A 26,259-nucleotide genomic window follows, 5' to 3' on the forward strand; every position below is an offset into this window, starting at 1 on the left:
CCCCGAGATCAGCCTCCGACGATGTCCTGCGCGGCACAGACGGCCGCGAGGTCTCCAGCGCACAGTTCGGCCGGCTTGACGACGCCCTCGGTGACCAGCGTCCGCACGGTGTCCTTCTTGATCAGCGTCGCGCCCAGCAGCACCGACTTCACGTCGCGCCGCGAGACGGGGTCCCGCAGGTTGCCGGTGGCCAGGTCGTCGGCGCCGTCGAGGTCACCGCGGGCGATCGCGATGGCCAGCCGTGCCGCGGCCTCCGCCTCGTCGCGCACCGGCTTGTAGACGGTGACGCACTGGTCGCCGCGCAGCACGGCCCGCAGGCCGTCCACAGTGGCGTCCTGCCCGGTGACCGGGACCTTGCCCGCCAGGTTCTTCTTCTTGAGCACCCCGATGACCGCGCCCGCCAGGCCGTCGTTGGCCGCGACCACGCCGTCGACCTTGCCCGCGTTGTCGTTGAGGATCTGCTCGAACAGCTGCCCACCGAGGTCGTTGTTCCAGTCGGCGACCGGCTGAGACTTCACGAGCTTGAGCGCGCCGGTGTCGTACTTCGGGGCGAGCCTCGACTTCTGGCCCTGGGTGAACAGCGTGGCGTTGTGGTCCGTCGGCGCGCCCTCGATCTCGATGATCTGCGCTCCCGGCTTGTCACCGAGGCAGGCGAGCAGCCCGTCCGCCTGGAGCTGGCCGACGTTCACGCTGTCGAACCCGACGTGGTACTCCGCCTGACCACCGAGCGTCACGCGGTCGTAGTCGATCACCGGGATGTTCGCGGCTTTCGCCTTCTTCTGCACCGCGAGACCACCGGCCGCCGACAACGGCGTGATCATCAGGACCTTCACCTTGCGACGGATCATCTCGTCGGCGATCTGTGCGAACTTCGCCTCGTCGCCCTCGGCGTTCTCCATGAACGGTTCGATGTCCGCGTAGTTGAACGCCTGCGTGAGCAGTGGGCGATCTTGTTCTTCCCAGCGCGTAGAAGTCGTTCGGTCGGGAAGGATTACCCCGACGATTGGTTTGGGACCACGCGCGGGCAGCGTCGGAGTGCCCTGACCTGCGTCACCGCAGGCAGAGAGGAGAAAGAGCAGGCACGCCGATGATGCCATTACCCGTCTTCGCATAAACGCGGAGTTCATCCCTTGAACTTTGTTAAGTCAAGATTTCTTCTCATAACATCACGCTCCGCTTTCGAACGACTACAGTTCGATTCCGTACGAAAGGTGCTGATGTCTGGCGAATTTTCGTGCCAGGGTGTCGGACTTGGGCGGCAATCGGGGGCCGCCCCGTGTTGTTGGATCCAGCCCTGACCGGGTGTGAGGAGACAGCTAGGTGAGAACGCGCAGAACCGTGATGGCGGTGGCGGCAACGGTGTCGCTGATCGCCGCGGGCACTTCGGCTGCGGGGGCAGCGCCGGCCGTGAGCGCCGGCCAGCAGGACACGGAGTACACCGTCCTCCTGGAGGACCCCGGAAACCGCGACTTCGCGATCAACGCCGTGCACGCGGCGGGTGGCGAGGTCGTGCGGGACAACAAGGCCATCGGTCTGCTGACCGTGAAGGCACCCGCGAACGGCTTCGTGGAGAAGGTGTCCGCATCGGACGCGGTCGTCGGGGCCGCCCGGACCAAGCCGATCGGTCACGCTCCCGCGGCGAAGGCCGAGAAGGCCAAGCGGGACAACGTCGAGAAGGAGAACACGGCTTCGCAGCCGAGCAAGGCTCCTGCCGCGTCGAAGTCGACCGCGGGCATGGATCCGCTGGACGGCGACCTGTGGGGCCTGAACCTCGTCCGCTCCAACATCGCGCGGGCCAAGCAGGCCGGTGACAAGCGCGTTTACGTCGGCATCCTCGACACGGGCGTGGACGGCTCGCACCCGGACATCGCGCCGAACTTCAACAACGAGCTGTCGCGCAACTTCACCGTCGACATGCCCCAGGACTCCGACGGTGGAGAGTTCGACGGCCCGTGTGAGTTCCGCGGTTGTGTCGACCCGGCGAACTGGGACGACGGCGGCCACGGCACGCACGTCGCCGGCACCATCGGCGCCGCTGCCAACGGTTTCGGCATCTCCGGTGTCGCGCCGAACGTGTCGCTGGTCAACATCCGCGGTGGCCAGGACGCCGGCTCGTTCTTCCTGCAGCCGGTCGTGGACGCGCTGACCTACGGCGCCGACATCGGCCTCGACGTGATCAACATGTCGTTCTACGTCGACCCCTGGTACATGAACTGCATCAACGACTCCACGGCCTCGGCCGAGGAGCAGCTGGAGCAGCGCACCATCATCGCGTCCGTTCAGCGCGCGCTGAACTACGCGCACCGCAAGGGCGTCACGCTGATCGGCGCCGGTGGCAACAACCACGAGGACCTCGGCAAGCCGCGGACCGACATCGTCAGCCCGAACTACCCGCCGAACCACGCCCGGCCGCGTCCGATCGACAACGCCACGTGCCTCAACCTGCCGACCGAGGGCAACCACGTCATCTCGGTGTCGTCCCTGGGCCCGTTGACCGAGAAGGCCGACTACTCGAACTACGGCCTGGAGCAGACCGCGATCTCGGCTCCCGGTGGTTACTTCCGCAGCGGCCTCGGCACGCCGTGGTACCGCACCAACGAGAACATGATCCTGTCGACCTACCCGCGCAACGTCGCCATCGCCGAGGGCAACGTCGACGAGGCGGGCAACGTCACGGAGAAGGGCCTCGCCGCCGGCGTGAAGAAGGCCGCGCAGGGTGACAAGGTCGGCTACTACCAGTTCCTGCAGGGCACCTCGATGGCCGCCCCGCACGCTTCCGGTGTCGCCGCGCTGATCGTCAGCCAGTACGGCAAGAAGGACAAGGGCCGTCCCGGCCTGACCCTCGACCCCGACAAGGTCGAGAAGGTGCTCCTCAAGACCGCGATCCAGCGCGCCTGCCCGAACCCGCGCACTGTGTCGTACGTGAACGTGGGTCGCTCGCCGGAGTTCGACGCCACCTGTGAAGGTGACTCGAAGTTCAACGGCTTCTACGGTCACGGCATCGTGGACGCCTACGGCGCGGTCACCCGCGGCGGTCAGTTCCTGTAAATCCTTTTAGGACAGCAAAAGGGCTCCCGGTCGTTTCGGCCGGGAGCCTTTTGCTTGCGACGAAAGTGGATTCGGGGCGTACACCTTCGTCGCAACCTTCCCCCTTCACCTTGACCATGCCGTAACGGCACGGTTTCCACTGGGTGCCGACGCGCCGAGGGGGCGCGTCGTCGGGGAGGTACGCGCAATGCGAAAGTCGTTGTCTCTGGCCGCGGTGATGGCCGCCGCGGCGGCGTTGGTGGTGCCGGGAGCGGCATACGCGGCGCCTGTGGGCGAGGTGAAGTGGGCCGCGTGCCCGGCGGACGTGGCTTCGCCCGGACTGGAGTGCGGGACGCTCCAGGTGCCGTTGGACTACCGCAAGCCAGAAGGACGCCAGACCGAGGTGATGATCTCGCGTCTGGCCAGCAAGAACCCGGCGAAGCGCCGCGGGATCCTGCTGACCAACCCCGGCGGGCCGAGCGAGGGGCTGACGTTCCCGTCCCTGTTGAAGGCGATCGGCCTGCCTCAGAGCGTGCAGGACTCGTACGACGTGATCGGCATGGATCCACGCGGTCTCGGCTACAGCTCGCCGGTGACGTGCGACATGACCGAGGAGCAGATGGCACTCGGCAGCGTGCCGCCGTACGCGGTGACGCAGGCCGACGTGCGCAAGCGGGCCGCGGAGACGAAGGCGATCGCGCAGCAGTGCCTCAAGTCCTCGACCGCGGACGTGTTGCCGTACAACACAACCGCGAACATCGCCCGTGACCTGGACAGGGTCCGCGCCGCACTGGGCGAGAAGAAGGCTTCGTTCCTGGGTTACTCGTATGGCACGTACCTGGGTTCGGTCTACGCCACGCTGTTCCCGAAGACCGCCGACCGGGTCGTGCTCGACAGCAACCTCGGCGCGGGCGGCTGGGACGTCGAGGGCGGCCGGATGTTCGGCAGGGGCGTGGAGGACACGTTCCCGGACTTCGCGAAGTGGGCGGCGGCGCACCCCGAGCACAACCTGGGCACCACGCCCGAACTGGTGCGCGCCAAGTACTTCGAGCTCGCCGCCCGGCTGGACGCGAAGCCGTCCGTCGAGGGCATCAACGGCAACGGGTTCCGGCTCATGACGTTCGTCGCCCTTTACGGCACCGGTGACGCGGTGTTCTCGAAGCTGGCCGCGCAGTGGAAGGCGTTCGACACCAACTCGCCGCAGCCTCCGGAGGAGGTGCCGGAGACCCCGCGCCTCCAGGCCCTGCTCGCGGGACGGTTGCACGTGATCTGCGGTGACTCGGAGTGGCCGTCGTCGGTGGCGACCTACGAGCGCAACGTCGCCGTGGATCGCGTTCGTCACCCGATGTTCGGTGCGGCGGCCGCGAACATCCAGCCGTGCGCGTTCTGGCCGAAGCCGCTGGAGAAGCAGGTGAAGCCGTCCGATCGCGGGCCGCGCAACGTGCTCTTGGTCCAGAACGAGCGCGACCCCGCCACACCGCTGGCGGGCGCTCGTACGCTGCGGCGCGCTTTCGGTGACAGAGCCGCGCTGCTGACCGCCGACCAGGGCGGGCACGGCGTCTACGTGATCGGGAAGAACAAGTGCGCCAACGACAGGGTGACCGAGTACCTGCTCAGTGGGCAACGCCCGAACGACGTCAAGTGCGCGGCTGAGAACGGCTGACACGGTGAGGGCCGGCTCGCTTCACGGCGAGCCGGCCCTTGTCGCGCAATCGCTCTCACGCTAGGGTCCGTGCCCACGTACGTCGCCGCCGATTCCACCTGGAACGGAGCGACATGAATACGTTTACACGGCTGGCCGCGACGGTTCTCTGCGCGGCGGCCCTCGTCACGCCGGGCACCGCGGCCGCGGCTGACCTGAACGACCCGCAGCTCAAGGACATCGCGATGCAGCTGGTGTCCAGTGCGGAGAACTCCTCTTTGGACTGGCGCGCCCAGTTCGGCTACATCGAGGACATCGACGACGGCCGCGGCTACACCGCGGGCATCATCGGCTTCTGCAGCGGCACCGGCGACATGCTCGACCTGGTCCGCCTCTACCGCGACTGGAAGCCCGGCAACGTCCTGGAGAAGTACCTCCCAGCCCTGGAACGCGTCAACGGCACCCCGTCCCACGACGGCCTCGACCCGAACTTCCAGAGCGACTGGCGGGCAGCGGCCGAGGACGGCACCTTCCAGGGGGCGCAGGAACACGAACGCGACCGCGTCTACTTCAACCCGGCCGTGAACCGCGCCAAGCAGGACGGCGTGCAGGCGCTGGGCCAGTTCATCTACTACGACGCGATCGTCATGCACGGCGACGGCTGGGGTGACCTGGACTTCTCCGGCATCCGCCGGCGCGCCCTCGACACCGGGGCCCGTCCGCCGGCGCAGGGCGGCGACGAGGTCCAGTGGCTGCACGCGTTCCTCGACGCGCGGGTGTGGGTGATGAAGCAGGAGCCCGCCCACGAGGAGACCAGCCGGGTCGACACGGCGCAGCGCAGGTTCCTCAACGAGGGCAAGCTGAACCTCGAACGGCCGCTGCGGTGGCAGGTCTACGGGGACGACTACGTGATCTGGTGAGCCAAATGTCCGTTTCGCGAATTAGTAAAGGCTCTTGCCAATAAAGGTGTGGACCCCTTACCGTTGCTCTCACGCCGCCCGGGAACTCGACATCCCTGCCCCGGAGGGAAATCGTGAAAACCACTGGTCGCATCGCGGCCGCACTGTTGACGTGCGCCGCGCTCTTCTCCACCACGATCGGCACCGCCTCGGCGGCCAACCTCGATGAACCGCGCCTCAAGGACATCGCGATGCAGATCGTGTCCAGCGCGGAGAACTCTTCCACGAACTGGAAAGCCCAGTTCGGCTACATCGAGGACATCGACGACGGCCGCGGCTACACCGCGGGCATCATCGGCTTCTGCAGCGGCACCGGCGACATGCTCGACCTCGTCGAGCTGTACAAGGCCAAGAAACCCGGCAACGTGCTGGAGAAGTACCTTCCCGCACTGCGCAAGGTGAACGGGACGGACTCGCACGCCGGTCTCGACCCCAACTACACCAAGGACTGGAAGACCGCGGCCAAGGACTCCGTCTTCAAGGCGGCACAGGAGTCCGAACGCGACCGCGTGTACTTCAACCCGGCCGTGAAGCAGGGCAAGGCCGACGGCGTGCGCGCCCTGGGCCAGTTCGCCTACTACGACGCCATCGTCGTGCACGGTGACGGCGGCGACAAGACGAGTTTCAGCAACATCCGCAAGCGCGCCCTCGGCAAGGCGAAGCCCCCGTCACAGGGCGGCAACGAGACCACGTGGCTCAACGCCTTCATGGACGCCCGCGTGTGGGCCATGAAGCAGGAACCGGCCCACGAGGACGTCACCCGCATCGAGACCGCGCAGCGCGTGTGGCTGAAGGCCGGCAACTTCGACCTGAAGACGCCGCTCAAGTGGAAGGTCTACGGCGACAGCTTCGAGATCAAGTAACCCGATCGGGTGGTTCATGGGGGGCACATTCATGGACGTCAGGTCCATGAATGTGCCCCCCATGGCTTTACAGCTGGGTCCAGTCCAGGACTGGGGCCGCGTAGTCGCGGATCGATGCGAGCAGGCCTAGCCGTGCGGCCTTCACGGCCGGGTCATCGGACATGACCAGCACCTCGTCGAAGAAGGTGTTGATCGGCGTGGTCAGGCCTTCGGTGGCGGTGACGAACGCCGCCAAGCCCGCAGCGTCGCGGGCCACCGAGGAGAACGCCTTGTGCAGTGCCACTTCCGCGGGCTCGGACAGCACCGAGGCGTCGTAGGAGGCCTCGGTGGCGGCCGGCACGATCCGCCGCACCCGCTGCAGAGCCGCCGTCAGCGCGTCGAAGGACTCGTTGCCCGCCAACGACTCCAGCTGCGCCAGCGTCTCGTCGGCCAGCACCGGCGAGTCGGCCAGCGGCAGCACCGCCTGGACGAACCGGTGCTCGTGGCCCGCGTCGAGCAACGCCTGCTCGTAACGCCGCACCGCGAACTCCCGAGCCGTCTCCAGCGCCTCCGCGGACACCGACAGACCCTCGGCGGCAAGGGAAAGCGCCACCGGCAGGGTGATCGCCCGCAGGTCCGGGAACGCCCGCAGCACCGTGACCGCACCGAGGGCCGCGCGGCGCAGGCCGAACGGGTCGGACGAACCGGTCGGCTGCGCGCCGATGCCGAACAGGCCCGCCAGCAGGTCGAAGCGGTCCGCCAACGACAGCAGCGCACCCGGCACCGACGACGGCAGCGCGTCACCGGCCGAACGCGGAAGTTCCATCTCCCACAACGCCAGCGCCACGTCCGGGGTCTCCCCCGCCCGCGCCGCGTACTCGCGGGCCATCACACCGGCCAGCGACGACAACTCGATCACCATCTGCGAACCGAGGTCGAACTTGGCCAGCGCGCCCGCCCGGTCCAGCGTCTCGCGGTCCACCTCGACCACCGAGGCGAACCGGCCCGCCAGGGAGGCGATGCGGCCCGCGCGGTCCGCCATCGACCCCAGCTTGTCCGCGAACGTCAGCTTGGCGAGGCCCGCCTTCATCTCCTCCAGCGGCGTCTTGAGGTCCGCGCGCCAGAAGAACGCGGCGTCCTCGTACCGCGCCCGCAGCACGGCCTCGTTGCCCGCCCGCACCAGGTCGGCGTCGACGGAACCGTTCGCCACGGCCACGAAGTGCGGCAGCAGGGAACCGTCGGACGCACGCACCGGCAGGTAGCGCTGGTGCTTGCGCATCACGGTCGTGAGGATCTGCGCCGGCAGCTCCAGGTACCGCTCCTCGAACGAGCCGAGGATCGGCGTCGGCCACTCGACCAGGTTCGTCACCTCGTCCAGCAGCCCGTCGACCTCCGCGACACCGCCGACCGACGCCGCGAGCTCCTGCGCGGCCGCCACGATCGCAGCCGAACGCACCTCGGCATCGGCCTGGATCCCGTGCCCCGCCAGGAACTCCAGGTAACCGTCCGCAGTGGACACCTCGATCACCGGCGAAGCAGCGGTCCGGTGCACCCGAGTGACGGTCCCGGAAGCCAGCGACGACACCGCGACGGGCACCGGCGTCGAACCCAGCAGCGCGAGCAACCAGCGGATCGGCCGGGTGAACGACAGCTTCGGGTCGTTCCACTTCATGTTCTTCTCGGCGCGCAGGTCCGAGACGACCTCGCTCAGCAGCCCGCTGAGCACCTCGACGGCACCGCGACCGGCGTCGGACTTGGTGAGCGCGACGAACTCGACGCCGTTCTCCTCCACGCGCCCCAACGCCGACACGTCCACGCCCTGGCCACGCGCGAAGCCCTGCACGGCCTTCGTCGGGTTGCCGTCGGCGTCGAACGCGGCGGACACCCGCGGTCCGCGGACGGTGCGCTCGGCATCCGGCTCACGCGGCGAAACCTCAGGCACGAGAACGATGATCCGGCGCGGAGTGCCGTGCACGGTCACCGAGCCGTGCGTCAGCCGGGTCGCGCCCAGCTTCGCGGTGACGGCCTCGCGCACCGCGTCGACGGTCCGCAGCACCTCGTGCGGCGGCAGTTCCTCGGTACCGATCTCGAACAACAACGTCGCCGGCGAGGCAACGTCCGCAAAGGACGAAGGCTTGTCGACCGCGGCCGGCAGCTCGGCGACACCGAGCGGATGCCCGAGCTCGGCCCGACGCTCTGCCCACAGCGCGGCGACTTCCCTGGCCAGCCCGCGCATCCGGCCGAACGCACGAGCGCGTTCGGTCGTCGAGATCGAGCCGCGCGCGTCGAGCACGTTGAAGATGTGCGAGCACTTCAGCACGAAGCTGTGCGCCGGCACGGGCAGGCGCGCGTCGAGCATGCGCCGGGCCTCGGCCGCGAACTCCTCGAACAGGCGCTTGTTCGCCTCCACGTCCGCGTCGTCGAGGTAGTACCGCGACATCTCGTACTCGGCCTGGCCGAACGCCTCGCCGTAGGAGATGCCGGGCGCGTAGGCGATCTTCTTGAAGTGGTCGACGCCCTGCAGCGCCATCATGATCCGCTCGATGCCGTAGGTGATCTCCACCGACACCGGGTCCAGCGTCATGCCGCCGGCCTGCTGGAAGTAGGTGAACTGGGTGATCTCCAGGCCGTCCAGCCAGACCTCCCAGCCGAGGCCCCAGGCGCCCAGCGCGGGCGAGGCCCAGTTGTCCTCGACGAACCGGACGTCGTGCGCGCGGACGTCGATGCCCAGCGCCTCCAGCGAGCCGAGGTAGAGCTCCTGCGGGTCGCCCGGGTCCGGCTTCAGGATCACCTGGAACTGGGTGTGCGTCTGCAGCCGGTTCGGGTTCTCGCCGTAGCGGGCGTCGTCGGGCCGCACGGACGGCTCCACGTACGCCACGCGCCACGGCTCGGGACCCAGCACGCGCAGCACGGTGGCCGGGTTCAGCGTCCCCGCCCCGACCTCGGTGTTGAAGGGCTGCACCACGATGCAACCTCGGTCGGTCCAGTACTTGGTCAGCGCGAGCAGCGCGTCCTGCATCGTCAACACGGGGCTGAGTCTACGAAACGGACAAAACCGCTGGTCAAGGGGCCTTGATCAGGTGGCGTGCGCCACTGTGTCACGCTTTGCACAACCGAGTGGAGTCTCCGCACGTCTACTTGGAGTACCCGGAAGTGCTGAGAGGAGTGGGTGTGGACAACCGGCCGCCGCGGCCGGGAGACCCGAACGGATCTCCCAGGCGACCCTCCGCCACCCCGCGTCCCCAGGCGGGACAACCCCGCCGCCCGCAGGTGCCGCCGCGCGGGTCACAGCCCCCTCGTCAGCAGCCCGACCGGGCCGAACCCCCACGTCGTGAGCCCCCGAAGCGGGAGCCTCCGAAGCGCGAGCCTCCGAAGCGCGAGCCCGTCAAGCGCGCCGAACCGCCGCGCCGGGAGCAGCCTCCGCGCCGCGAGTCCGCGAGCCGCAGCGAACCGCCCCGTCGCGGTGAGCCCGCCCGCGCCGCGTCGTCGCGGCCGCGTCCGGTCGCCGACCGCCCGACGGTCCGCACCACCCCGGCCAAGGCGAAGGCCGCGGCCCCCGCGCCCCGCCCGCGTCCCAAGCCGGCGGCCCGCAAGCCGAGCAAGGGCCGCAGCGGCGCGTCGACCGGCGCCAAAATTTTCATCAGCATGCTCTCCGCGGTGATCCTGCTGGTCACGGGCATCGCGTGGAAAGAGCTCAACTCGCTGACCGAGAACCTCAGCAAGCAGGACCTCGACCTGGCCGACGCGGGCGAGAAGCCCGCCGACGGCGCGATCGACATCCTGCTGGTCGGCATGGACAGCCGCACCGACTCCAAGGGCAACCCGCTGCCGCAGAACGTCCTCAACGAACTGCAGGCCGGCGGCAGCGACGACGGCGGGTTCAACACCGACACGCTGATCCTGCTGCACATCCCGAACGACAGCGGCAAGGCCTTCGCGGTGTCGTTCCCGCGCGACTCCTACGTGAAGATCGCCGGTGGCTTCGGCCGTCACAAGATCAACTCTGCCTATGGTTACGCCAAGGGTCAAGCGGCCGAAAAGCTGCAGGGCAGCGGCAAGAGCGCGCAGGAGGTCGAGATGGAGTCCCGCAAGGCGGGCGCGAACAACCTGATCCAGACCATCCAGGACCTGACCAGCGTGAAGATCGACCACTACGCCGAGGTCAACCTGGTCGGCTTCTACGAGATCACCAAGGCCATCGGCGGCATCGACGTCTGCCTCAACAAGAACGTCCGCGACAGCTTCTCCGGCGCGAACTTCAAGGCAGGCCAGCAGACGATCGAGGGCAAGAACGCGCTGGCGTTCGTCCGGCAGCGCCACGGCCTGCCGATGGGCGACCTCGACCGCGTCGTGCGCCAGCAGGTCTTCATGGCGGGTCTCGCCAAGAAGATGCTGTCCGCGGGCGTGCTCACCGACAGCACCAAGCGCAGCGACATGATCAAGGCCGTGAGCGGCGCGATCACGCTCGACGACGGCTGGGACATCACCAAGTTCGCCCTGCAGATGAAGGACCTGACGGGCGGCAACATGACGTTCCAGACGATCCCGACCGGCAACCCCGACCTGCAGACCCCCGAAGACGGCTCGGCGGTCGAGGTCGACGAGGGCGACGTCCGCACGTTCGTGAAGAACCTCGGCAAGGCCCCGGCCTCCTCGACCGCGCCGGACCCGAAGTTCAACAACGCCTCGGTGATCGTCGACGTCCGCAACGCCTCCGGCCAGCCGGGTCTCGCGGCGCAGGTGCTGCAGTCGCTCGTCGCGAAGGGCTTCGGCGAGGGCCAGACGGGCAACGCCGAGACCATGGCGAAGTCGATCGTCCGCTACGGCAAGGGCGGCGAGGCCGCCGCCGACGCGGTCCAGAAGGCGCTGGGCGGCGTCAAGGTCGAGGAGGACGTGAACACCCCGGCCGGCCGGGTCCGCGTCTTCCTGGGCAAGGACTACTCGGGTCCCGGCGCGCAGGGTTTCACCGGTTCCGGAGTACTCGCCCTGGACGGTGCGCGTCAGCAACCGGCTGACCCCACGGCCCCCGCACCCATCACCGCAAGCGACGTACGCTGCGTGAACTGATACTGAGAGTAGCGTTGCATACCCCGTTCGGGGGATTCTGCCAGTAAGTTGCGTAAGCGCCGAAGCACTGGCGCCTTCCATCACCGTGAGACCCGCTCACGGGGTGGAGGGACCAGTGCACACTGCGACAGGCCAAATCGACACAGCGGCGTACCAGCGCGTGCTCGGTGATGAGATCCGCAGCCTTCGCAAGCAGCGCGGCTGGACCCGCAAGGAGCTGAACAAGCGGCTGCAGACCGAGATCTCGCTGCAGACGCTGGCGACCTACGAGCTGGGCACCCGGCAGTGCTCCGTGGTGCGCCTGGTGGAGATCTGTCACGCCCTCGACGTTCCGGCACACGAAGTCCTCGCTCGTGTGCACGAACGCTTCTTCGGCGACACTCCCGCCGGGCACCTGACGCTGAACCTCACGGCCGTCGCGGCCACCGACAACCCGCGCCTGATGCCGCTGCGGCGGTGGGCGGCCGGACGTCTGCACGCGCTGCCGCCGGGCGTCTCCGCCGAGGTGCATCTGGATCTGCCCGCCTTGGACAACATGGCCCAGCTCTGCCAGCTGCCGACCGTCGAACTGATCCGCGTCCTGCGCGGCATGACCCGCTAGTTGTACCGAACCCCGTTCACACCAACGCAACGACCGCCTGAAAAGGGGCAAACAGCACCGCCGGTAACATCGCCGGGGTGAACGATTCCCCCGCCCGCCTCCCTCTGCGCACCGCAGCCGCCGTGAAGCTGGGCAACCTGAGCTCCACGCTGTCCCAGAAGATGGGTCTCGGCGCCGGCGGCATGATCGGCGGCCGGGTGGCGCTGAAGCTCGACCCGCAGGCGCTCGCCCGGCTCACGCACGGCCGCAGGGTCGCCGTCGTGACCGGGACGAACGGCAAGACCACCAGCACGATGATGCTGGCCAGGGCCGTCGGCGCGCTGGGCGAGGTCGCGACGAACCACAGCGGCGCGAACATGCCCGACGGCCACGTCACGGCGCTGTCGAAGCAGCCGGACGCCCCGTACGCGGTGCTGGAGTGCGACGAGGGCTACTTCCCCGCCGTCGCGGGCGCGAGCAACCCGGCCGTCGCGGTGATCCTGAACCTGTCCCGCGACCAGCTGGACCGCGTCGGCGAGGTCCGCACCATCGAGCGGTCTCTGCGCGACACCATCACCGCGCTGCGGGACTGCACGATCGTCGCCAACTGCGACGACGTCATGGTGACGAGCGCGGCCTGGAACGCGCGGAAGGTCATCTGGGTCGCCACCGGCACCGGCTGGCACCACGACTCGGCGAGCTGCCCCCGGTGCGGCAACCCGATCCGCTGGCAGGGCGAGCACTGGCACTGCACGGGCTGCGACCTCGCGCGCCCGCACCCGAACTGGATCACCGCCGACGAAGCGATGATCACCCCGGAGCACCAGAAGCTGGAGCTCCGCCTCACGCTGCCGGGCAAGTTCAACCAGGCCAACGCCGTCATGGCGTCCGCCGCCGCACACGCCATGGGCGTGCCCACCGAGGAGGCGGTGCGCAGGCTGCGCGGCGTCTCCAACGTGAGCGGGCGGTACCGCACGATCCAGCGCAACGGCCGCAGCGCGCGCCTGTTGCTCAGCAAGAACCCCGCGGGCTGGAGCGAGACCCTCACGGTCGTCAAGGAGGCCAACCACCCGGCCGTCCTGGTGATCAACGCCCAGGAGGCCGACGGCCGCGACCTGAGCTGGCTGTGGGACGTCCCGTTCGAGCGCCTGCAGGGCCGCACGGTGATCGCGTCCGGCGAGCGCGCGACCGACCTCGCCGTCCGCCTGACCTACGCCGAGGTCCAGCACACGATCGTGCCCGACCCGCTGAAGGCCATCGACCAGATGCCGCCGGGCGCGGTCGAGGTCATCGCCAACTACACCGCGTTCCGCGACTTGAATGCCAGGGCTGCCGCTGATGAGTGAGTCGACAATCCAGATCGCGCTCGTGCTGCCGGATCTCCTCGGCACGTACGGCGACTTCGGCAACGCCGTGGTCCTCGAGAAGCGCATGACGTGGCGCGGCATCAAAGCCGAGATCGTGCCGATCAACTACGGCGAGCCGGTACCGGACTCGTGCGACATCTACGTCGTCGGCGGCGGTGAGGACACCGCGCAGACGCTGGCCGTGAAGCACCTGCGCGAGCACCCCGGCCTGCAGCGCGCCGTCACGAAGAACGCCGTGGTGCTGGGCGTCTGCGCCGGCATTCAGATCTTCGGCGAAAGCTTCACCCGTGCCGACAACGTCACCCACCCCGGCATGGGCCTGATCGACTCGACCTCGCACGCGGGCGGCAGCCGTGCGATCGGCGAGGTCATCGCCGAACCGGCGAACGGCCTGTTCGAGGGCGTGCTGACCGGGTTCGAGAACCACCAGGGCCGCACCGTGCTGGGCCCGGCCGCCCGGCCGCTCGCGCACGTCAGGGTCGGCACCGGCAACGACGGCAGCGTCGAGGGCGCCGTGCAGGGCCGGATCGTCTGCACCTACCTGCACGGCCCGGTGCTGCCGCGCAACCCGCAGCTCGCGGACCTGCTGATCGAGTGGGCCACGGGCACGAAGGTCGCCCCGCTGGACCTCCCGGCCGTCACCGCCATGCGTGCGGAGCGGGTGCGGGCAGCTTCTTAAGTCTGTCGGCAACACCTGGCCAGATCACGGCCATGACGTACTCGGTCGCGAGCGCAGGTCCAACCTTGGGCCTGCGCTCCGTCCACACCGCCAGGCGCTCCGTCGCACCGACGACGATCTCCGCGAACGCCTCGGCCTCCAGCGGGTCGATGTCCGGCGAGAACGACGCCAGCACGGCGCCGATCATGTCCGTCTGCTGCTGACGGATGCCTTCCACCTCTTCCTGCGCCGACGGCACCGCCACGGCCGCTTCCTGCCGCAGCAGCGCCCACGACCTGCGGTGCTCGTCGATGAACTCGAAGAACGCCAGTAGTCCGAGCCGCAGGAACTCCTCAGGGCTCGTCGCGCCCGCGATCGCCGCCGCCGTTTTTTCCCTGAGTTCCGTGCGTGCGCGATGGATGCAGCCGATGAGCAGGCCTTCTTTCGAGCCGAAGTACTCGTAGAGCATCGGCTTCGAGACGCCGACGCGTTCGGCGATCTCGTCCATCGACGTGGCCAGATACCCCTGCTCGGCGAAGATCTCCTCGGCGACGGTGAGCATCTGCGCCATGCGCTGGGCCTTGGGCATGCGGCGCCGCGGAGCAGTCACGAACGGAGTCTACCGCTCGTAACTTACTTCGAGTAACCTACTGCGAAGTAGCTAACCGCGAGCGGAGGGACGTCCCCATGCACCGAGAGACGAAAGTGCTCGTCATCGGCACCGGCTTCTCCGGCCTGGGCATGGCCGTCGAACTGAAGCGCCGCGGTGAGCACGACTTCGTGGTGCTCGAGAAGGCGAGCGACCTCGGTGGCACCTGGCGGGACAACTCCTACCCCGGCTGCGCGTGTGACGTGCCCTCGCACATGTACTCGTTCTCGTTCGAGCTGAACCCGAAGTGGTCGCGGATGTTCGCGCAGCAGGGCGAGATCTGGGACTACCTGCGGGGCGTGGCCGACAAGTACCGGCTGCGGCCGCACATCCGGTTCAACACCAAGGTGTCCGGCGCGCAGTGGGACGAGGAAGCCAAGCGCTGGACCGTCACGACCGAGCAGGGCGACACCTACACCGCACAGGCACTGGTCGCCGGCGTCGGCGCGTTGCACATCCCGAACATCCCCGAACTGCCCGGCATCGAGAACTTCAACGGCAAGACGTTCCACTCGGCGCAGTGGGACCACGACTACGACCTGACCGGCAAACGGGTCGCCGTGATCGGCACGGGCGCGTCCGCGATCCAGTTCGTGCCGAAGATCGCCGGGCAGGTCGGCTCGCTGAAGATCTTCCAGCGCACACCGCCGTGGATCATGCCCAAGGCCGACCGCGAGATCACCGGCCGGGAGCAGAAGCTGTTCCGCGCCTTGCCCTTCACCCAGCGGATCTACCGGAACTTCGTCTACTGGGTGCGCGAGTCGTCCGCGCTGGGGTTCGCGATCAACCCGAAGATCATGCAGTTCGCGCAGGGCATCGCGTTGCGGCACATGAAGAAGCAGGTGCCGGACCCGAAGCTGCGGCGCAAGCTGAAGCCCGACTACACCATGGGCTGCAAGCGCGTGCTGATCTCCAACGACTTCTACCCCGCGCTGGGCCGCCCGAACGTGGACCTGGTGACGGACAAGATCTCCGAGGTGCGCGAATCGTCCATCGTGGACGGTGCGGGCGTCGAGCACGAGGTCGACGTCATCATCTACGGCACCGGTTTCCACGTCGTCGACTCGTTCGACTACCTGGACGTCCAGGGCAAGGGCGGCGTCGACCTCGCGAAGCAGTGGCGTGAGAAGGGGATCGAGACCTACTACGGCATCACGGTCTCCGGGTTCCCCAACCTGTTCTTCCTGCTGGGCCCCAACACCGGGCTCGGCCACAACTCGGTCGTGTTCATGATCGAGTCGCAGATCCGGTACATCTCGCAGTGCCTCCGGCTCCTCGACCGACACCGCGCAGCGGAGCTGGACGTACGGCTGGAGGCCCAGCAGGAGTTCAACCGTGAAATCCAGCAGAAGCTCACCAAGGGCGTGTGGACCCAGGGCGGTTGCCAGAGCTGGTACCTCGACGCGCAGGGCGTGAACCGCACCGTGTGGCCGGGCTTCACCTGGCGGTACTGGCAGCGGACCAAGCGCGTGCGCGCCGAGGACTACGTGCTCACTGCGGCCAGCCGAGCTACGGCTGCACGATGACCTTGAGGGCGGTCCGCTCGTCCATCGCCTGGTAGCCCTGGGCGACGTCGTCGAGCGAGACCGTCCGGTCGAACACCGGTCCGGGGTCGATCCGCCCCGCGAGCACGTCGGCCAGCAGCTCCGGCAGGTACGCCCGCGCGGGCGCGACGCCGCCACCGATGGCGATGTTGCGGCCGAACAGCTTGCCGAGCGGCAGCCCCGGCATCTCGTGCGGCACGCCCACGTACCCGATCCTGCCGCCGTCGCGCACGATGCCCATCGCGGTCTCCCACGACTGCTCGGTGCCGACGCACTCCAGCACGGCCGACGCCCCGAGGCCGCCGGTCATCTCCTTGATGCGCTCGATCGCGGCCTCGCCGCGCTCGGCGACCTGGTCCGTGGCACCGAAGAGCTTGGCGATCTTGGCGCGGTCCTCGTGGCGGCCCAGTGCGATGATCCGCTCGGCCCCCAGCCGCCTGGCCGCGAGCACACCGCACAGCCCGACCGCGCCGTCACCGACGACCGCGACCGTCGCGCCAGGACCGACACCGGCGCCCATGGCCGCGTGGTGCCCGGTGCCCATGACGTCGGACAGGCTCAGGAACGCGGGCAGCAGCTCAGCCGGCGCGTCCGAGGGGACCCGGACCAGCGTGCCGTCCGCCTGCGGCACCCTGACCGCCTCGCCCTGGCCGCCGTCGCTGCCCTTGCTGCCCCAGAACCCACCGCTGCGGCACGACGTCTGCAGCCCGGCCTGGCAGTACGCGCAGGTGCCGTCGCTCCACACGAACGGCGCGATGACCCGGTCACCGACCTGGACGCTCTTCACGTCCTTGCCGACCTGGTCGACGATCCCGATGAACTCGTGCCCGATCCGCTGGCCGCCCTCGCGCTTGGCCACGCCGCGGTACGCCCAGAGGTCGCTGCCGCAGATGCACGCCAGCTCGACCCGGACGACGACGTCGGTGGCCTCCTTGATCGCCGCGTCCGGCACCTCCTCCACGCGGATGTCTCGGGTGCCGTAGATCGTCGTAGCGCGCACCAGGCGCCTCCTCTTCGTCGATGCTCAACCGTTACATGTTGCGCCTGTCGCCGTCTCCGTGCCGAATCGAGACGCTGTGGAATTGGTTACGCATGCTTAGTATCGGGACGTGCTGATCACCACCCGCGGCGTCCGTTATGCGAAGGCCGCCCGTTTCGCCGAACCCGAACCGGTCACCTGGGACGGCGTGCTCGGCTCCTCCCAGCGCGGCCCGGCCTGTCCGCAACCGCCGTCGTCACTGCTCGCGGTGGTCGGCAACTCGGTCGAGGGCCTGTCGTTCGACGAGCACTGCCAGGTGCTGAGCGTCACCGCCCCGGACAGCGCCTCCGGGCTGCCGGTGATGGTCTGGTTCCACGGCGGCGCGTACGTGACGGGCAGCGGCGAGTCGAAGAAGTACGACGCCGCGTTGCTGGCCGCCGAGGGTGTCGTCGTGGTCAGCGTCAGCTACCGGCTCGGTGTCTTCGGCTACCTGCGGGACGACCTGGGCCTGCTCGACCAGCTCGTCGCGCTGCGGTGGGTGCGCGACAACATCGCCGCGTTCGGTGGCGATCCCTCGAACGTGACCGCGTTCGGGCAGTCGGCGGGCGCGGACTCCGTGTACGCGCTGATGCTCGCCGACACCGAAGGCCTGTTCCACCGCGCGATCCTGCAGAGCGCCCCGCTCGGCGCGCGCGGTCCCGAGCGCGCGGAGATGACGGCCGCGCTGCGCGAGTTCGTGTCCGTGGACGCCTCCACGCCGGTGGAGGACGTGCTGGCCGTGCAGCAACAGGTTCCGGCGATGGCGGCGCGGTTCGGTCTGGCCGGCGGCATGCCGTTCGGCCCGGTGCTCGGCGAGATCGATCTCAGCGCGGCAGCGTCCCGGATCGAGCTGCTGGTCGGGCACACCGCTGACGACGGCAGCCCGTACGTGGCGGACCACCCGGAAGCCTGGGCGACCGTGACCGAACTCGTGTTCGCCGAGCCCGCTCGCCGGCTCGCCGCGGACTGGACGGCCGCGGGTGGTCAGGCCGCCACCTACAACTTCCGGGGCAAGCCGCCGGGCGCGCCCTGGGGTGCGTGCCACTGCATGGAGCTGCCGTTCCTGTTCGACCCGGAAGGCTGGGCTGGCGCGGGCATGCTCGCCGGGCAGGAGCCGGATCCCGTGCTGGCCAAGACGGTCCGGGGCATCTGGACCGGGTTCGCCCGCAACGGGATGGACGCGCTGCCGTCGCGGTCGCTCGAATTCGGCGAGTGACGGCGGGCCGGGTCTCCCTGACCCGGCCCGCCGTTGCCCGTCTCAGGAGCGCTTGGTCCGGCGTGCCATCAGCACGGCCGCGCCGCCCGCACCCACGAGCGCGAGGCCGCCGAGGCCCAGCGGCAGCACGTCGAAGCCGGTGAACGCCAGTTCGTCGGCCTCAGCGGCGGTGGCGACCTGCGGTGCCGGCGCCTGCGGAGCGCCTCCACCGGGCGGTGGCGGCGGAACGTCGGTCTTGGTCGACGGCGGCGGGGTCTGCGGAGGCGTGGTCGGAGGCGTCTCGGCGGGCTTGCAGCCCGTGTGCGCCGGGTTCGAGCGGCCGATGCCGTGGTTGGCGTCGCACTCGTAGCCCTTGTTCGCGTCCGAGCCGCCGGGCAGCTGCCCCTGCGGATTCTTGTTGTCCGCCTTGCCGACGCAGCCGGCGCACGGCTTGCCGACGGCTTCGCCGGTGCCGTTGCCGTTCAGCGACGGCGAGCCGTCACGGGTCGAGTCGTACGGACCGTGCACATTCGCGCCGTTGCCGCTGAAGTCCGCGTCGGACGGCGGCTGAGGCACCGAAGTGTCCTGAGTGGACTGTCCCGGTGGGACCTGCGGGTTGTTCGTGATCCCGTTCCCCTTGCCGTTGCCGGGATCGGCGAGCCCCAGTCCGGGGGCCAGCACCAGCGCGGCGGCTGCGGCGAGGGCAGGGAGGAGCCGAGTTGCTTTCATAGATTCAATATAGGACGGTCTGTGAGCTGCGTTACATCGCTACCCACAGACCGTCCGGAAAAACACGTTACGAACAGGTGATCCGCGGAGACGCCCAGTCACCGTGGTCGGAATTGATGCCGTCACCGGCGTCTGTGACCACCAAGCGCAGGTTCTCGGCTTCACTGAGTGACGCGGTGAGTTTCTTCGCCGGATCGGTTCCGGTCAGCCGTCCGGAATCCGCGACCTTTGTTGAATCCGCGAACACCTCGAAGACCACGGATCCCCTGCCCGCGGCCACTTCGTCGTCGACACCGACGTCCACAGTGACCGATGAGCACTTCTTGCCGACGTAGAACTCGATGGTCGAGGCCGCGTGCGCGCCGAACCCCTTCGAGTGCGTCACCCCGTTGATCGTCAGGGTCTTGCCGTCACCGGCGGCCTGGCTGCCGACCGACTTGTCGATCTCCACCGGGCCCCAGCCGTTCGTGGACGACGTGGCCTCGAACTCAGACAGGTCGGTCGTGCCGGCGGGCGGGGTCGGGCGCGGGCCACCGTCCGACTTGGACACTCGGTAGACCACGGTGGCGTGGGACGGGACCGAGGCCGAGATCGCGCCGGTGGTGGTGCGGACGGACTTGGTCCACAGGTCCTTCAGCTGCGCCGGGCCGGAGAAGCCGATCTCGGACAGGGACGTCGAGATCGTCTGCGTCGAGCCGGACTTGTTGAACAGCGCCACGGCCTTGTCGCCGTTGGCCAGGGGCTTCACGATCACGTCCACCCCGCTCTTGCCGGTCGTGCGGATCCGCTTGCCCTGCTTGCCGAGCTTGTCCTGGTCGAGTGCGATGACGTCCTTGTTCTCCAGGATGGTGAACGTGTCCGCGCTGACCTTGCGCAGGTCCGAGCCGATCAACAGCGGCGCGGCCATGATGGCCCACAACGAGAAGTGGCTGCGGTACTGCGTGGCACTCATCTTGCCGTTGCCGACTTCGAGCATGTCGGGGTCGTTCCAGTGCCCAGGGCCGGCATAGGAATCCAGCACCACGTTCTTCTCGTAGATGTCCATGGTGCGCGGCCAGGTGTCGTTGATGTCGCCGGTCGTGCGCCACAGGTGGCCCGTGTCGGAAGCCCACTCCCACGGTTTGTTCTGACCCCACTCGCACAACGAGAAGACGATCGGGCGTCCGGTCTTCTTCAACGCGTCACGCATCTTGCGGTAGCGCTGCTTGGCGTCGACACCCTGGTTGTTGCAGTTGTCGTACTTCAGGTAGTCGACGCCCCACGACGCGAACTGCTGGGCGTCCGACTCCTCGTGGTTCAAGCCACCGGGGAACCCGTTGTCCTTGTTGCACGTCTTGGTGCCGGCCGAGGTGTAGATGCCGAACTTCAGGCCCTTGGAGTGCACGTAGTCCGCGACGGCCTTGATGCCGTTGGGGAACCGCGTCTTGTTCGGCACCAGCTTGCCCTGAGCGTCTCTGGACTTCTCGGCCCAGCAGTCGTCGATGTTGACGTACTCGTAGCCGGCGTCCTTGAGGCCCTTGTTCACGAAGATGTCAGCGATGCCCTTGACCATCGCCTCGTTGAACTCGGCGCGGCAAGCGGTGGTGTTCCAGTTGTTGAAGCCCATCGGAGGCGTCAACGCCAGACCGTCCGGTAACGCCTCCGCGGCCGGAGCGACCAGGACCGCACTGACCATTGTGGACAGCACCGCCAGAGCGAGTGTGCGCATGGGGCTTTCCTTTCCGAGCATCACGCGGGTAGACCCCAGGGCTTGCCCGGGGTCGTGATGGCGACCGGCCTGACGGCCAGGTCGGGGCGGCGGCCCCTGGGGTGCACCAGGACTTCCTGCCCGCGGCGCAACGGGATCTCCAGCGTCCCGTCGCCGCGGTCGTGGTACCGGACAGGGCTCACCACGGACACCGGGCCCGCGATGCCGTGCCGCAGCACCAACGGCTCGCCCGCGCGGCTGCGGACGAGCACGAACTCGGTCTTGCCACCGGAGCGCCGGGCCGTGACCGAGAACCCGCCCTCGCAGGAGTGGTCGGCGATCATGACGTCCGGCCACGCGGACGGCACCGCCGGGAACACCCGGACGACGCCGCCCCAGCTCTGGCAGACGAAGTCGTGGATCGTCTGCGCGCCGGACAGCGGGGTCTCCACGACCGGGCCCGCCTCGGTGTACATGGTGTTCTCGAGCACCGGGTAGCGCTTGGTGGTGTCGAACATCTTCACGAAGTACGCGTAGGCCTCGTCGCCGCGGAACATGCGCGCCGCGATCGAGCCCGACCCGGAGTAGCTGTAGCCGCGGTGCGCGGGTTCGAGGGACATCCAGTGCCGCAACGACTTCTCGATCAACGCGCGGTTCTCCGGCTGGTCCCAGTTCACGGTCATCAGCGGGAACGTCGCCAGCAGATGCGAGAAGTGCCGGTGGGAGTTCACGAACGGCACCCCGGCGCCGATCATGAACCCGTTCTCGTCGACCGGGTACGGCACGAGGTCCCGCAGCACTTCGGCCCACTTCGGTGCCAGCGGATCGTTGATCTTGAGCAACCGCGCCGAGTCGATCAGCGTCTGGCAGCCCCACCGGATCAGCTGCAGGTCGTAGTTGCAGTCGGGGGCGTCGCCGTACTCGGGCGAGGTCGTGACGTCGAGGTGCAGCTTGCCGTCGTTGCCCTTCTTGAGGAAATGCAGGTAGTAGTTGATCGACCGGCGCAGCAGGGGGAAGACGACGTCGGACAGGATCCTGATGTCCATGCTGTGGCGGTAGGACAGCCAGACGTTGTGCAGCGCCCACGTGAGGTTGCCGAGCTCCTTGACGCCGGTGCCGCCCGTGCCCGGCTCGTACAGCGTCCCCGCGTTGGACGTCGAAGCGTCCGTGCTGCGGCCGACGCCCGCCGAGTCGTGCCGGTACGGCTCCTTGACGTTGCGGACGAGCTGGTCCTGGTTGTCCTTCAGCGTGCTGGTGATCGAGTCCAGCTCCAGGTGGCCGGAGCCGTGGATCAGCCAGTACTCCAGCTGCACGTTGAGGTTCCACCAGGCGGCGGCCCACGGCGTCTTCTCCAGCCACGGGCCGGTCGTCGCCATCACCGGGCTGCCGGCCCGTGATCCGGACGCCACCTTGTACAGCTGGATCCAGTAGAACGCCTGCAACCGCTGGTCACCGAACGACAGGAAGCTCTTCCGGTAGAAGGCGTTCCACCACTTCCGGTGCGACCTGGGCAGCAGCCCGCCGAGCCCGGCGGCGTCGCGCACGGCCTTCAGCACGATCTTGTCCGCCGCCAGTTCGGGGTAGGTGTGCGCGACCGACAGCAGCAGGCGCTGCACCCGTCCGGCCGTGCTGAGCCGGAAAGCGGTTGCCGTCTGGCCGCCCACGTTCAGCGCCTGGGTCACCAGCGTCTCGCGGCCGTCGGCTTTCGTCACGGGGTCGGGGTTGAGGACGTACCCGTCCGGAAGCGGGTTGAAGTCCGCCCGGGGCGGAATCGCCTTGGACGGCACGAACTCCAGCACGGGCTTCTCGGTACCGGTCGCGGTGACCTGCAACGACAACACCGAACGGGTGGAGTGGACGTAGACCACGAACTTGATCACGCCCAAGGTCGTGGTCACGGTCCCACGCAGTTCCGCGTTCCACAGGTCCAGGCGCCAGTCGACGGCCGTGACGGTGCCCGCCGCGGTCATCTTCAGGTTGCCGACAGGAAGTCGGCACACACCGAACTGGCTGCCACCGGTGGTGCGGTGGTCCTGCACGTCGGCGTGCTGAACGGTGAACCGCACGGTGTTGCCTTCGGCGTACACGACGCTGCCGAGCCGGCCGTCACCGAGGAACGGAGCCTGCCCGTACTGGGCCGGAGGCTTCTGCCAAACGAGATCCTGCGCCCCGACGAACTTTTCCCAATCGCGTTCCGACATGCCTTCGCAGCCGAAAACATCCGAGGACACGGTCTCTTTCCCGGTCGCCACCCCCGTCTGGGCGAGCACCACCGCTGCCGTGGTTCCCCCAATGAAACCCCTCCTGCCAAAGACCATTTCCGCTCCTCGTCCGCGCATGACGACTACTCACGTCCTGCTGCGCGGCGGTGCAGCCTGGTCCAGACAACTTGGAAAGGTAGGAGTTCTAGGTCACATCGCGCAAGACCCAACCAACCGCAACACGAAGCAACAACCGGGTGCTGCTCACCCTGCGACATGGGTAAGACGCCTAGGATGTCCCGCCAAAGGGGCGGGGAGACACGCATGAGCCGTGCCCTTGTACGAGGAGGTGGCATGGCCGTGTCGACAACGGCGTTCAACGAGGGCAGGGTCCCCCAGCGGGGCCGTCCTCGCGACGCCAGCAGGGATGACGCATTACGTCAGGCAGCGCTCGAGGTGATGGCCGAGGTCGGGTACCGGGCCCTCACCATGGACGCCGTGGCGGCTCGCGCGAGAGCGGGCAAAGCCACGATCTACCGGCGCTGGGAGTCGAAGCTCGATCTGGTGATCGACACGTGCACCCAGCTCGCCACGCAGAACCTCGCGGCACCGGACACCGGCTCACTGGCCGGCGACCTGCGCGAGTTCCTCTCGTCGTTCGCCGCGTTCCTCTCCGGACCGATCGGCAAAGCCGCCCAGGCACTCGTCGGCGAACTGCCGCACGAACCCGAGCTGGCCGCGGCGTTCCGGGAGACGTTCCTGATCTCGCAGCGCGACGTGCTGCGCGGAATCCTGGACCGCGCCGCCGAACGGGGCGAGCTTCGCGCTGACGCCCCGCGCGGCATGGCGGTCGAGATCGCCGGAGCGGCGCTGATCTACCGGCTGATGCTCACCGGCGACCCGCTCGACGAGCCGTTCGTGGAGAAGGTCGTCGAGCAGGTGCTCCTACCGTTGGTGCACGCTTAACGGAACAGCTTGCGGACCAGCGCGAAGCCGACCACCGCGCCGACCGCGATCAGCGTGTACTTCACCTTGGGCTGGCTCAGCACGTCGAGCACGGACGACTTGCCCTGCTCGACGAGCTTCTGCGGATTGGCGCGCTCGCTGAGCTCGTCCAAGGTGGCGGCCAGCGCGATGCGAGCCTGTTCGATCTCGCGCTGGATGGTGTCGGGATCGCGAGCCACATGTCCTCCTAGCAGCGGTTCTGCCCGCAACCGTAGTGGACGGCCGGGACCGCGGCTTCGAGCGACCCACGTGCGCGCCCCGAGAGAGCGAGTACATGAGGGGCCTATAGGCTTCCACGCGAGGGGTCGTAGCCCAATTGGCAGAGGCACTGGGTTTAGGTCCCAGCCAGTGGGGGTTCGAGTCCCCCCGACCTCACTCGATGATGGGTGAGCCCTGCTCGCGGAGGGCGCTCGCCGGATCATCTCGCCGTGTCTTGTGGGGGCCGAGCCCCCACACCCCAGCCGGGGGCTGCGCCCCCGGACCCCCGGCCGTCTCGGCGCTTCGCGCCATCGCGGCCACTCCTCCAGCTGACTCGCCAACTGGCGCTGGTCTGACGTGGGACGGAGGGCCTGGCCTGGCCGAGCGGTAGCCCGGCGAAGGCCTGGCGATGGGCGGGCGTGGGCTTAGCGCTTGCCCGGCGTGGCCCAGCGAGGGCTTGGCGCTGGTTGGGTGGCGGGCATCCTCCGGGCCGGTTCTGGCGAGCGGCTCAGTTCGACAACTCCGCGACCTTTTCGCGGCCGCTCCTCCAGCTGACTCGCCTGGTGCTGGTCTGGCATGGCCGGGCGATGAGCTGACGCTGGACGGGCGAGGGCTTGGCGCTGGCAGGGCGGGGGTCTGCCGCTTGCCTGGTGTGGCCTGGCGAGGGCCTGGCGCTGGTTGGGTGGCGGGCATTCTTCTGGGCGGTTCTGGGCCAGCGGCTCAGGGCGACAGCTCGGCTACCTTTTCGCGGCCGTACAGGCGGACTGACTCCAGCTGTTCGAAGCGGCCGCCGCCGGCCGGCGTGAGCAGCGACTTGGTCACGAGCGCGGACAGCAGCGCCAGCACCCGGTCCGCGGGCAGACCGCAGGCGGCCACCGCGATGTCCAGCCCGAAGCCGCCGGGGAACTGCGAGAGACACCGGAACACGTGCTGCTCGTCGGCGCTGAGGTGGTCGTAGCTCCACTCGATCGCCGCGCGCAGGCTCTGGTGGCGTTCGGCGGCGGTGCGGTTGCCGCGGTTGAGCAGCTCCAGGCGGTCGTCCAGGCGCGCCAGCAGCTCCGGCACCGGCAGCACCGTCACCAGCCGCGCGGCGAGCTCGATGGCGAGTGGCAGCCGGTCCAGGCGTGCGCACAACGCGGCCAGCACCTCCGAGTTGTCGAGCCGCAGGCCCAGCTGGTTCGAACGGGCGCGGTCGGTGAAGAGCTCCACCGCGTAGTTGAGCGGCAACGGGCGCACCGCGAACAGCACCTCGCCCGGCACCCGCAACGGTTCCCGGCTCGTGGCGATCACCCGCACTTCCGGGCAGCCGAGCAGCAGCGGCTCCAGCACGGCGGCACACTCCGCCACGACGTGTTCGCAGTTGTCCAGCACTAGCAGCAGTTGTTTGTCCGCCAGCGCGTGCACCAGGGTGCTCAACGGGGGTTCGTCGGCGACCTCGCCGATGCCGAGCGCCGTCACGCAGGCCCGCGCCACGCCTCGGTCCACCGGCGCGAGCTCGACCCATGCCGCGTCGCCCGCGAACTCCTTGGCCAGCCTGGTCTTCCCGACACCAGCCGGGCCGATGAGCGTGAGCACGCGAGTGTCCTGGAGCGTGGTGAGACAGGACAGCTCGTCGCCGCGGCCGATGAAACTGTCCAGTGCCGTAACGGGTTCGTTCACCCGCTGCCGATAGGCGCGCTGCCGGCAGGCGTTCGAGCAGTACCGCGCGTGTTTGCGCCGGGAGGTGGCGGTCGCGGCGCCGCAGTTCGCACACGTTCCCACCGATTCGGCCATCGAACTCATCGTAGTCACCCGGTCACCGGCCGGAAAAGCCTTTCCGTCCGGGTTGTGGACCAATGGCGCCGCAGCGCGTATACATCGGATCTGTCGCCGCCGCGACCGACGTCTTGGA

At 68.6% G+C, this 26,259-nt stretch carries 20 protein-coding genes and 1 tRNA gene; 12 read left to right on the top strand and 9 right to left on the bottom strand.

Annotated features, from left to right (window positions below):
* Positions 1-8: 8 nt before the first annotated feature.
* Positions 9-1,127, bottom strand: coding sequence for a sugar ABC transporter substrate-binding protein (locus tag G7043_RS20790; protein ID WP_313887991.1), 1,119 nt, complete (start codon positions 1,125-1,127; stop codon positions 9-11).
* Between the two features lie 214 nt (positions 1,128-1,341).
* On the opposite strand from G7043_RS20790, the gene G7043_RS20795 reads away from it, so the two are divergent.
* The 4 genes from G7043_RS20795 (at position 1,342) to G7043_RS20810 (ending at position 6,491) form a co-directional block, all read left to right on the top strand.
* Positions 1,342-3,048, top strand: a complete 1,707-nt coding sequence (locus tag G7043_RS20795) for a S8 family peptidase (protein WP_166048245.1) — start codon at positions 1,342-1,344, stop codon at positions 3,046-3,048.
* Positions 3,049-3,235: 187 nt separating this feature from the next.
* Positions 3,236-4,690, top strand: a complete 1,455-nt coding sequence (locus G7043_RS20800) for an alpha/beta hydrolase (RefSeq protein ID WP_166047758.1) — start codon at positions 3,236-3,238, stop codon at positions 4,688-4,690.
* A gap of 113 nt (positions 4,691-4,803) precedes the next feature.
* Positions 4,804-5,589, top strand: a complete 786-nt coding sequence (locus G7043_RS20805) for a chitosanase (protein ID WP_166047760.1) — start codon at positions 4,804-4,806, stop codon at positions 5,587-5,589.
* 110 nt (positions 5,590-5,699) lie between these two features.
* A complete protein-coding gene (locus G7043_RS20810) occupies positions 5,700-6,491 on the top strand; it encodes a chitosanase (RefSeq protein WP_390827665.1) in 792 nt (263 codons plus the stop codon).
* 67 nt (positions 6,492-6,558) lie between these two features.
* Here G7043_RS20810 and G7043_RS20815 read toward each other — a convergent pair whose 3' ends face one another.
* Positions 6,559-9,489, bottom strand: a complete 2,931-nt coding sequence (locus G7043_RS20815; protein WP_166048249.1) for a glycine--tRNA ligase — start codon at positions 9,487-9,489, stop codon at positions 6,559-6,561.
* 152 nt (positions 9,490-9,641) lie between these two features.
* Between G7043_RS20815 and G7043_RS20820 the strand changes: the two genes are divergently transcribed.
* The 4 genes from G7043_RS20820 (at position 9,642) to G7043_RS20835 (ending at position 14,163) form a co-directional block, all read left to right on the top strand.
* Positions 9,642-11,537, top strand: a complete 1,896-nt coding sequence (locus G7043_RS20820; RefSeq protein ID WP_166047762.1) for an LCP family protein — start codon at positions 9,642-9,644, stop codon at positions 11,535-11,537.
* A 115-nt stretch (positions 11,538-11,652) separates the two neighbouring features.
* Complete coding sequence (locus G7043_RS20825) at positions 11,653-12,138, top strand: helix-turn-helix domain-containing protein (protein ID WP_313887993.1); 486 nt, start codon at positions 11,653-11,655, stop codon at positions 12,136-12,138.
* A 77-nt stretch (positions 12,139-12,215) separates the two neighbouring features.
* Positions 12,216-13,463, top strand: coding sequence for a MurT ligase domain-containing protein (locus G7043_RS20830; protein ID WP_313887994.1), 1,248 nt, complete (start codon positions 12,216-12,218; stop codon positions 13,461-13,463).
* On the top strand, positions 13,456-14,163 hold the full coding sequence (locus tag G7043_RS20835) for a type 1 glutamine amidotransferase (protein ID WP_166047764.1): 708 nt from the start codon (positions 13,456-13,458) through the stop codon (positions 14,161-14,163). Before G7043_RS20830 ends, G7043_RS20835 begins: the two co-directional genes overlap by 8 nt.
* On the opposite strand, the gene G7043_RS20840 is transcribed toward G7043_RS20835, so the two are convergent.
* Entirely contained in the window at positions 14,123-14,713 is a 591-nt protein-coding gene (locus G7043_RS20840; RefSeq protein WP_207311522.1) for a TetR/AcrR family transcriptional regulator, read from the bottom strand. The two genes, G7043_RS20835 and G7043_RS20840, sit on opposite strands and share 41 nt — an antisense overlap.
* 116 nt (positions 14,714-14,829) lie before the next feature.
* Here G7043_RS20840 and G7043_RS20845 point away from each other — a divergent pair, with 116 nt between their 5' ends.
* The gene (locus G7043_RS20845) at positions 14,830-16,317 is read left to right on the top strand and encodes a flavin-containing monooxygenase (RefSeq protein ID WP_166047766.1); all 1,488 of its coding nucleotides are present in this window, start codon (positions 14,830-14,832) and stop codon (positions 16,315-16,317) included.
* On the opposite strand, the gene G7043_RS20850 is transcribed toward G7043_RS20845, so the two are convergent.
* The gene (locus tag G7043_RS20850) at positions 16,301-17,335 is read right to left on the bottom strand and encodes a zinc-dependent alcohol dehydrogenase family protein (protein WP_166047768.1); all 1,035 of its coding nucleotides are present in this window, start codon (positions 17,333-17,335) and stop codon (positions 16,301-16,303) included. The genes G7043_RS20845 and G7043_RS20850 overlap by 17 nt on opposite strands.
* 109 nt (positions 17,336-17,444) lie before the next feature.
* Between G7043_RS20850 and G7043_RS20855 the strand changes: the two genes are divergently transcribed.
* Entirely contained in the window at positions 17,445-18,569 is a 1,125-nt protein-coding gene (locus tag G7043_RS20855; RefSeq protein WP_166047770.1) for a carboxylesterase family protein, read from the top strand.
* 42 nt (positions 18,570-18,611) lie between these two features.
* On the opposite strand, the gene G7043_RS20860 is transcribed toward G7043_RS20855, so the two are convergent.
* The 3 genes from G7043_RS20860 to G7043_RS20870 all read right to left on the bottom strand — a co-directional run bounded on the left by G7043_RS20860 (position 18,612) and on the right by G7043_RS20870 (position 23,165).
* Positions 18,612-19,277: a hypothetical protein gene (locus G7043_RS20860; protein ID WP_166047772.1), complete on the bottom strand. Its 666-nt coding sequence runs from the start codon at positions 19,275-19,277 to the stop codon at positions 18,612-18,614.
* A 67-nt stretch (positions 19,278-19,344) separates the two neighbouring features.
* On the bottom strand, positions 19,345-20,985 hold the full coding sequence (locus tag G7043_RS20865; protein ID WP_207311444.1) for an NPCBM/NEW2 domain-containing protein: 1,641 nt from the start codon (positions 20,983-20,985) through the stop codon (positions 19,345-19,347).
* 20 nt (positions 20,986-21,005) lie between these two features.
* On the bottom strand, positions 21,006-23,165 hold the full coding sequence (locus G7043_RS20870) for a glycosyl hydrolase family 95 catalytic domain-containing protein (RefSeq protein ID WP_242642469.1): 2,160 nt from the start codon (positions 23,163-23,165) through the stop codon (positions 21,006-21,008).
* 354 nt (positions 23,166-23,519) lie between these two features.
* Between G7043_RS20870 and G7043_RS20875 the strand changes: the two genes are divergently transcribed.
* Positions 23,520-24,131, top strand: coding sequence for a TetR/AcrR family transcriptional regulator (locus G7043_RS20875; protein WP_207311445.1), 612 nt, complete (start codon positions 23,520-23,522; stop codon positions 24,129-24,131).
* Here the strand turns inward: G7043_RS20875 and G7043_RS20880 are convergent.
* Positions 24,128-24,349 (bottom strand): DUF3618 domain-containing protein, encoded by a 222-nt coding sequence (locus tag G7043_RS20880; RefSeq protein WP_166047776.1) that lies wholly within the window; start codon positions 24,347-24,349, stop codon positions 24,128-24,130. The genes G7043_RS20875 and G7043_RS20880 overlap by 4 nt on opposite strands.
* A 122-nt stretch (positions 24,350-24,471) precedes the next feature.
* Between G7043_RS20880 and G7043_RS20885 the strand changes: the two genes are divergently transcribed.
* Positions 24,472-24,545 (top strand) — tRNA-Leu (locus tag G7043_RS20885).
* Positions 24,546-25,088: 543 nt separating this feature from the next.
* Here G7043_RS20885 and G7043_RS20890 read toward each other — a convergent pair.
* Positions 25,089-26,141, bottom strand: coding sequence for an ATP-binding protein (locus tag G7043_RS20890; protein ID WP_166047778.1), 1,053 nt, complete (start codon positions 26,139-26,141; stop codon positions 25,089-25,091).
* Positions 26,142-26,259: the final 118 nt, after the last annotated feature.

This window comes from Lentzea alba, assembly GCF_011067745.1.
Lineage (GTDB): Bacteria > Actinomycetota > Actinomycetes > Mycobacteriales > Pseudonocardiaceae > Lentzea > Lentzea alba.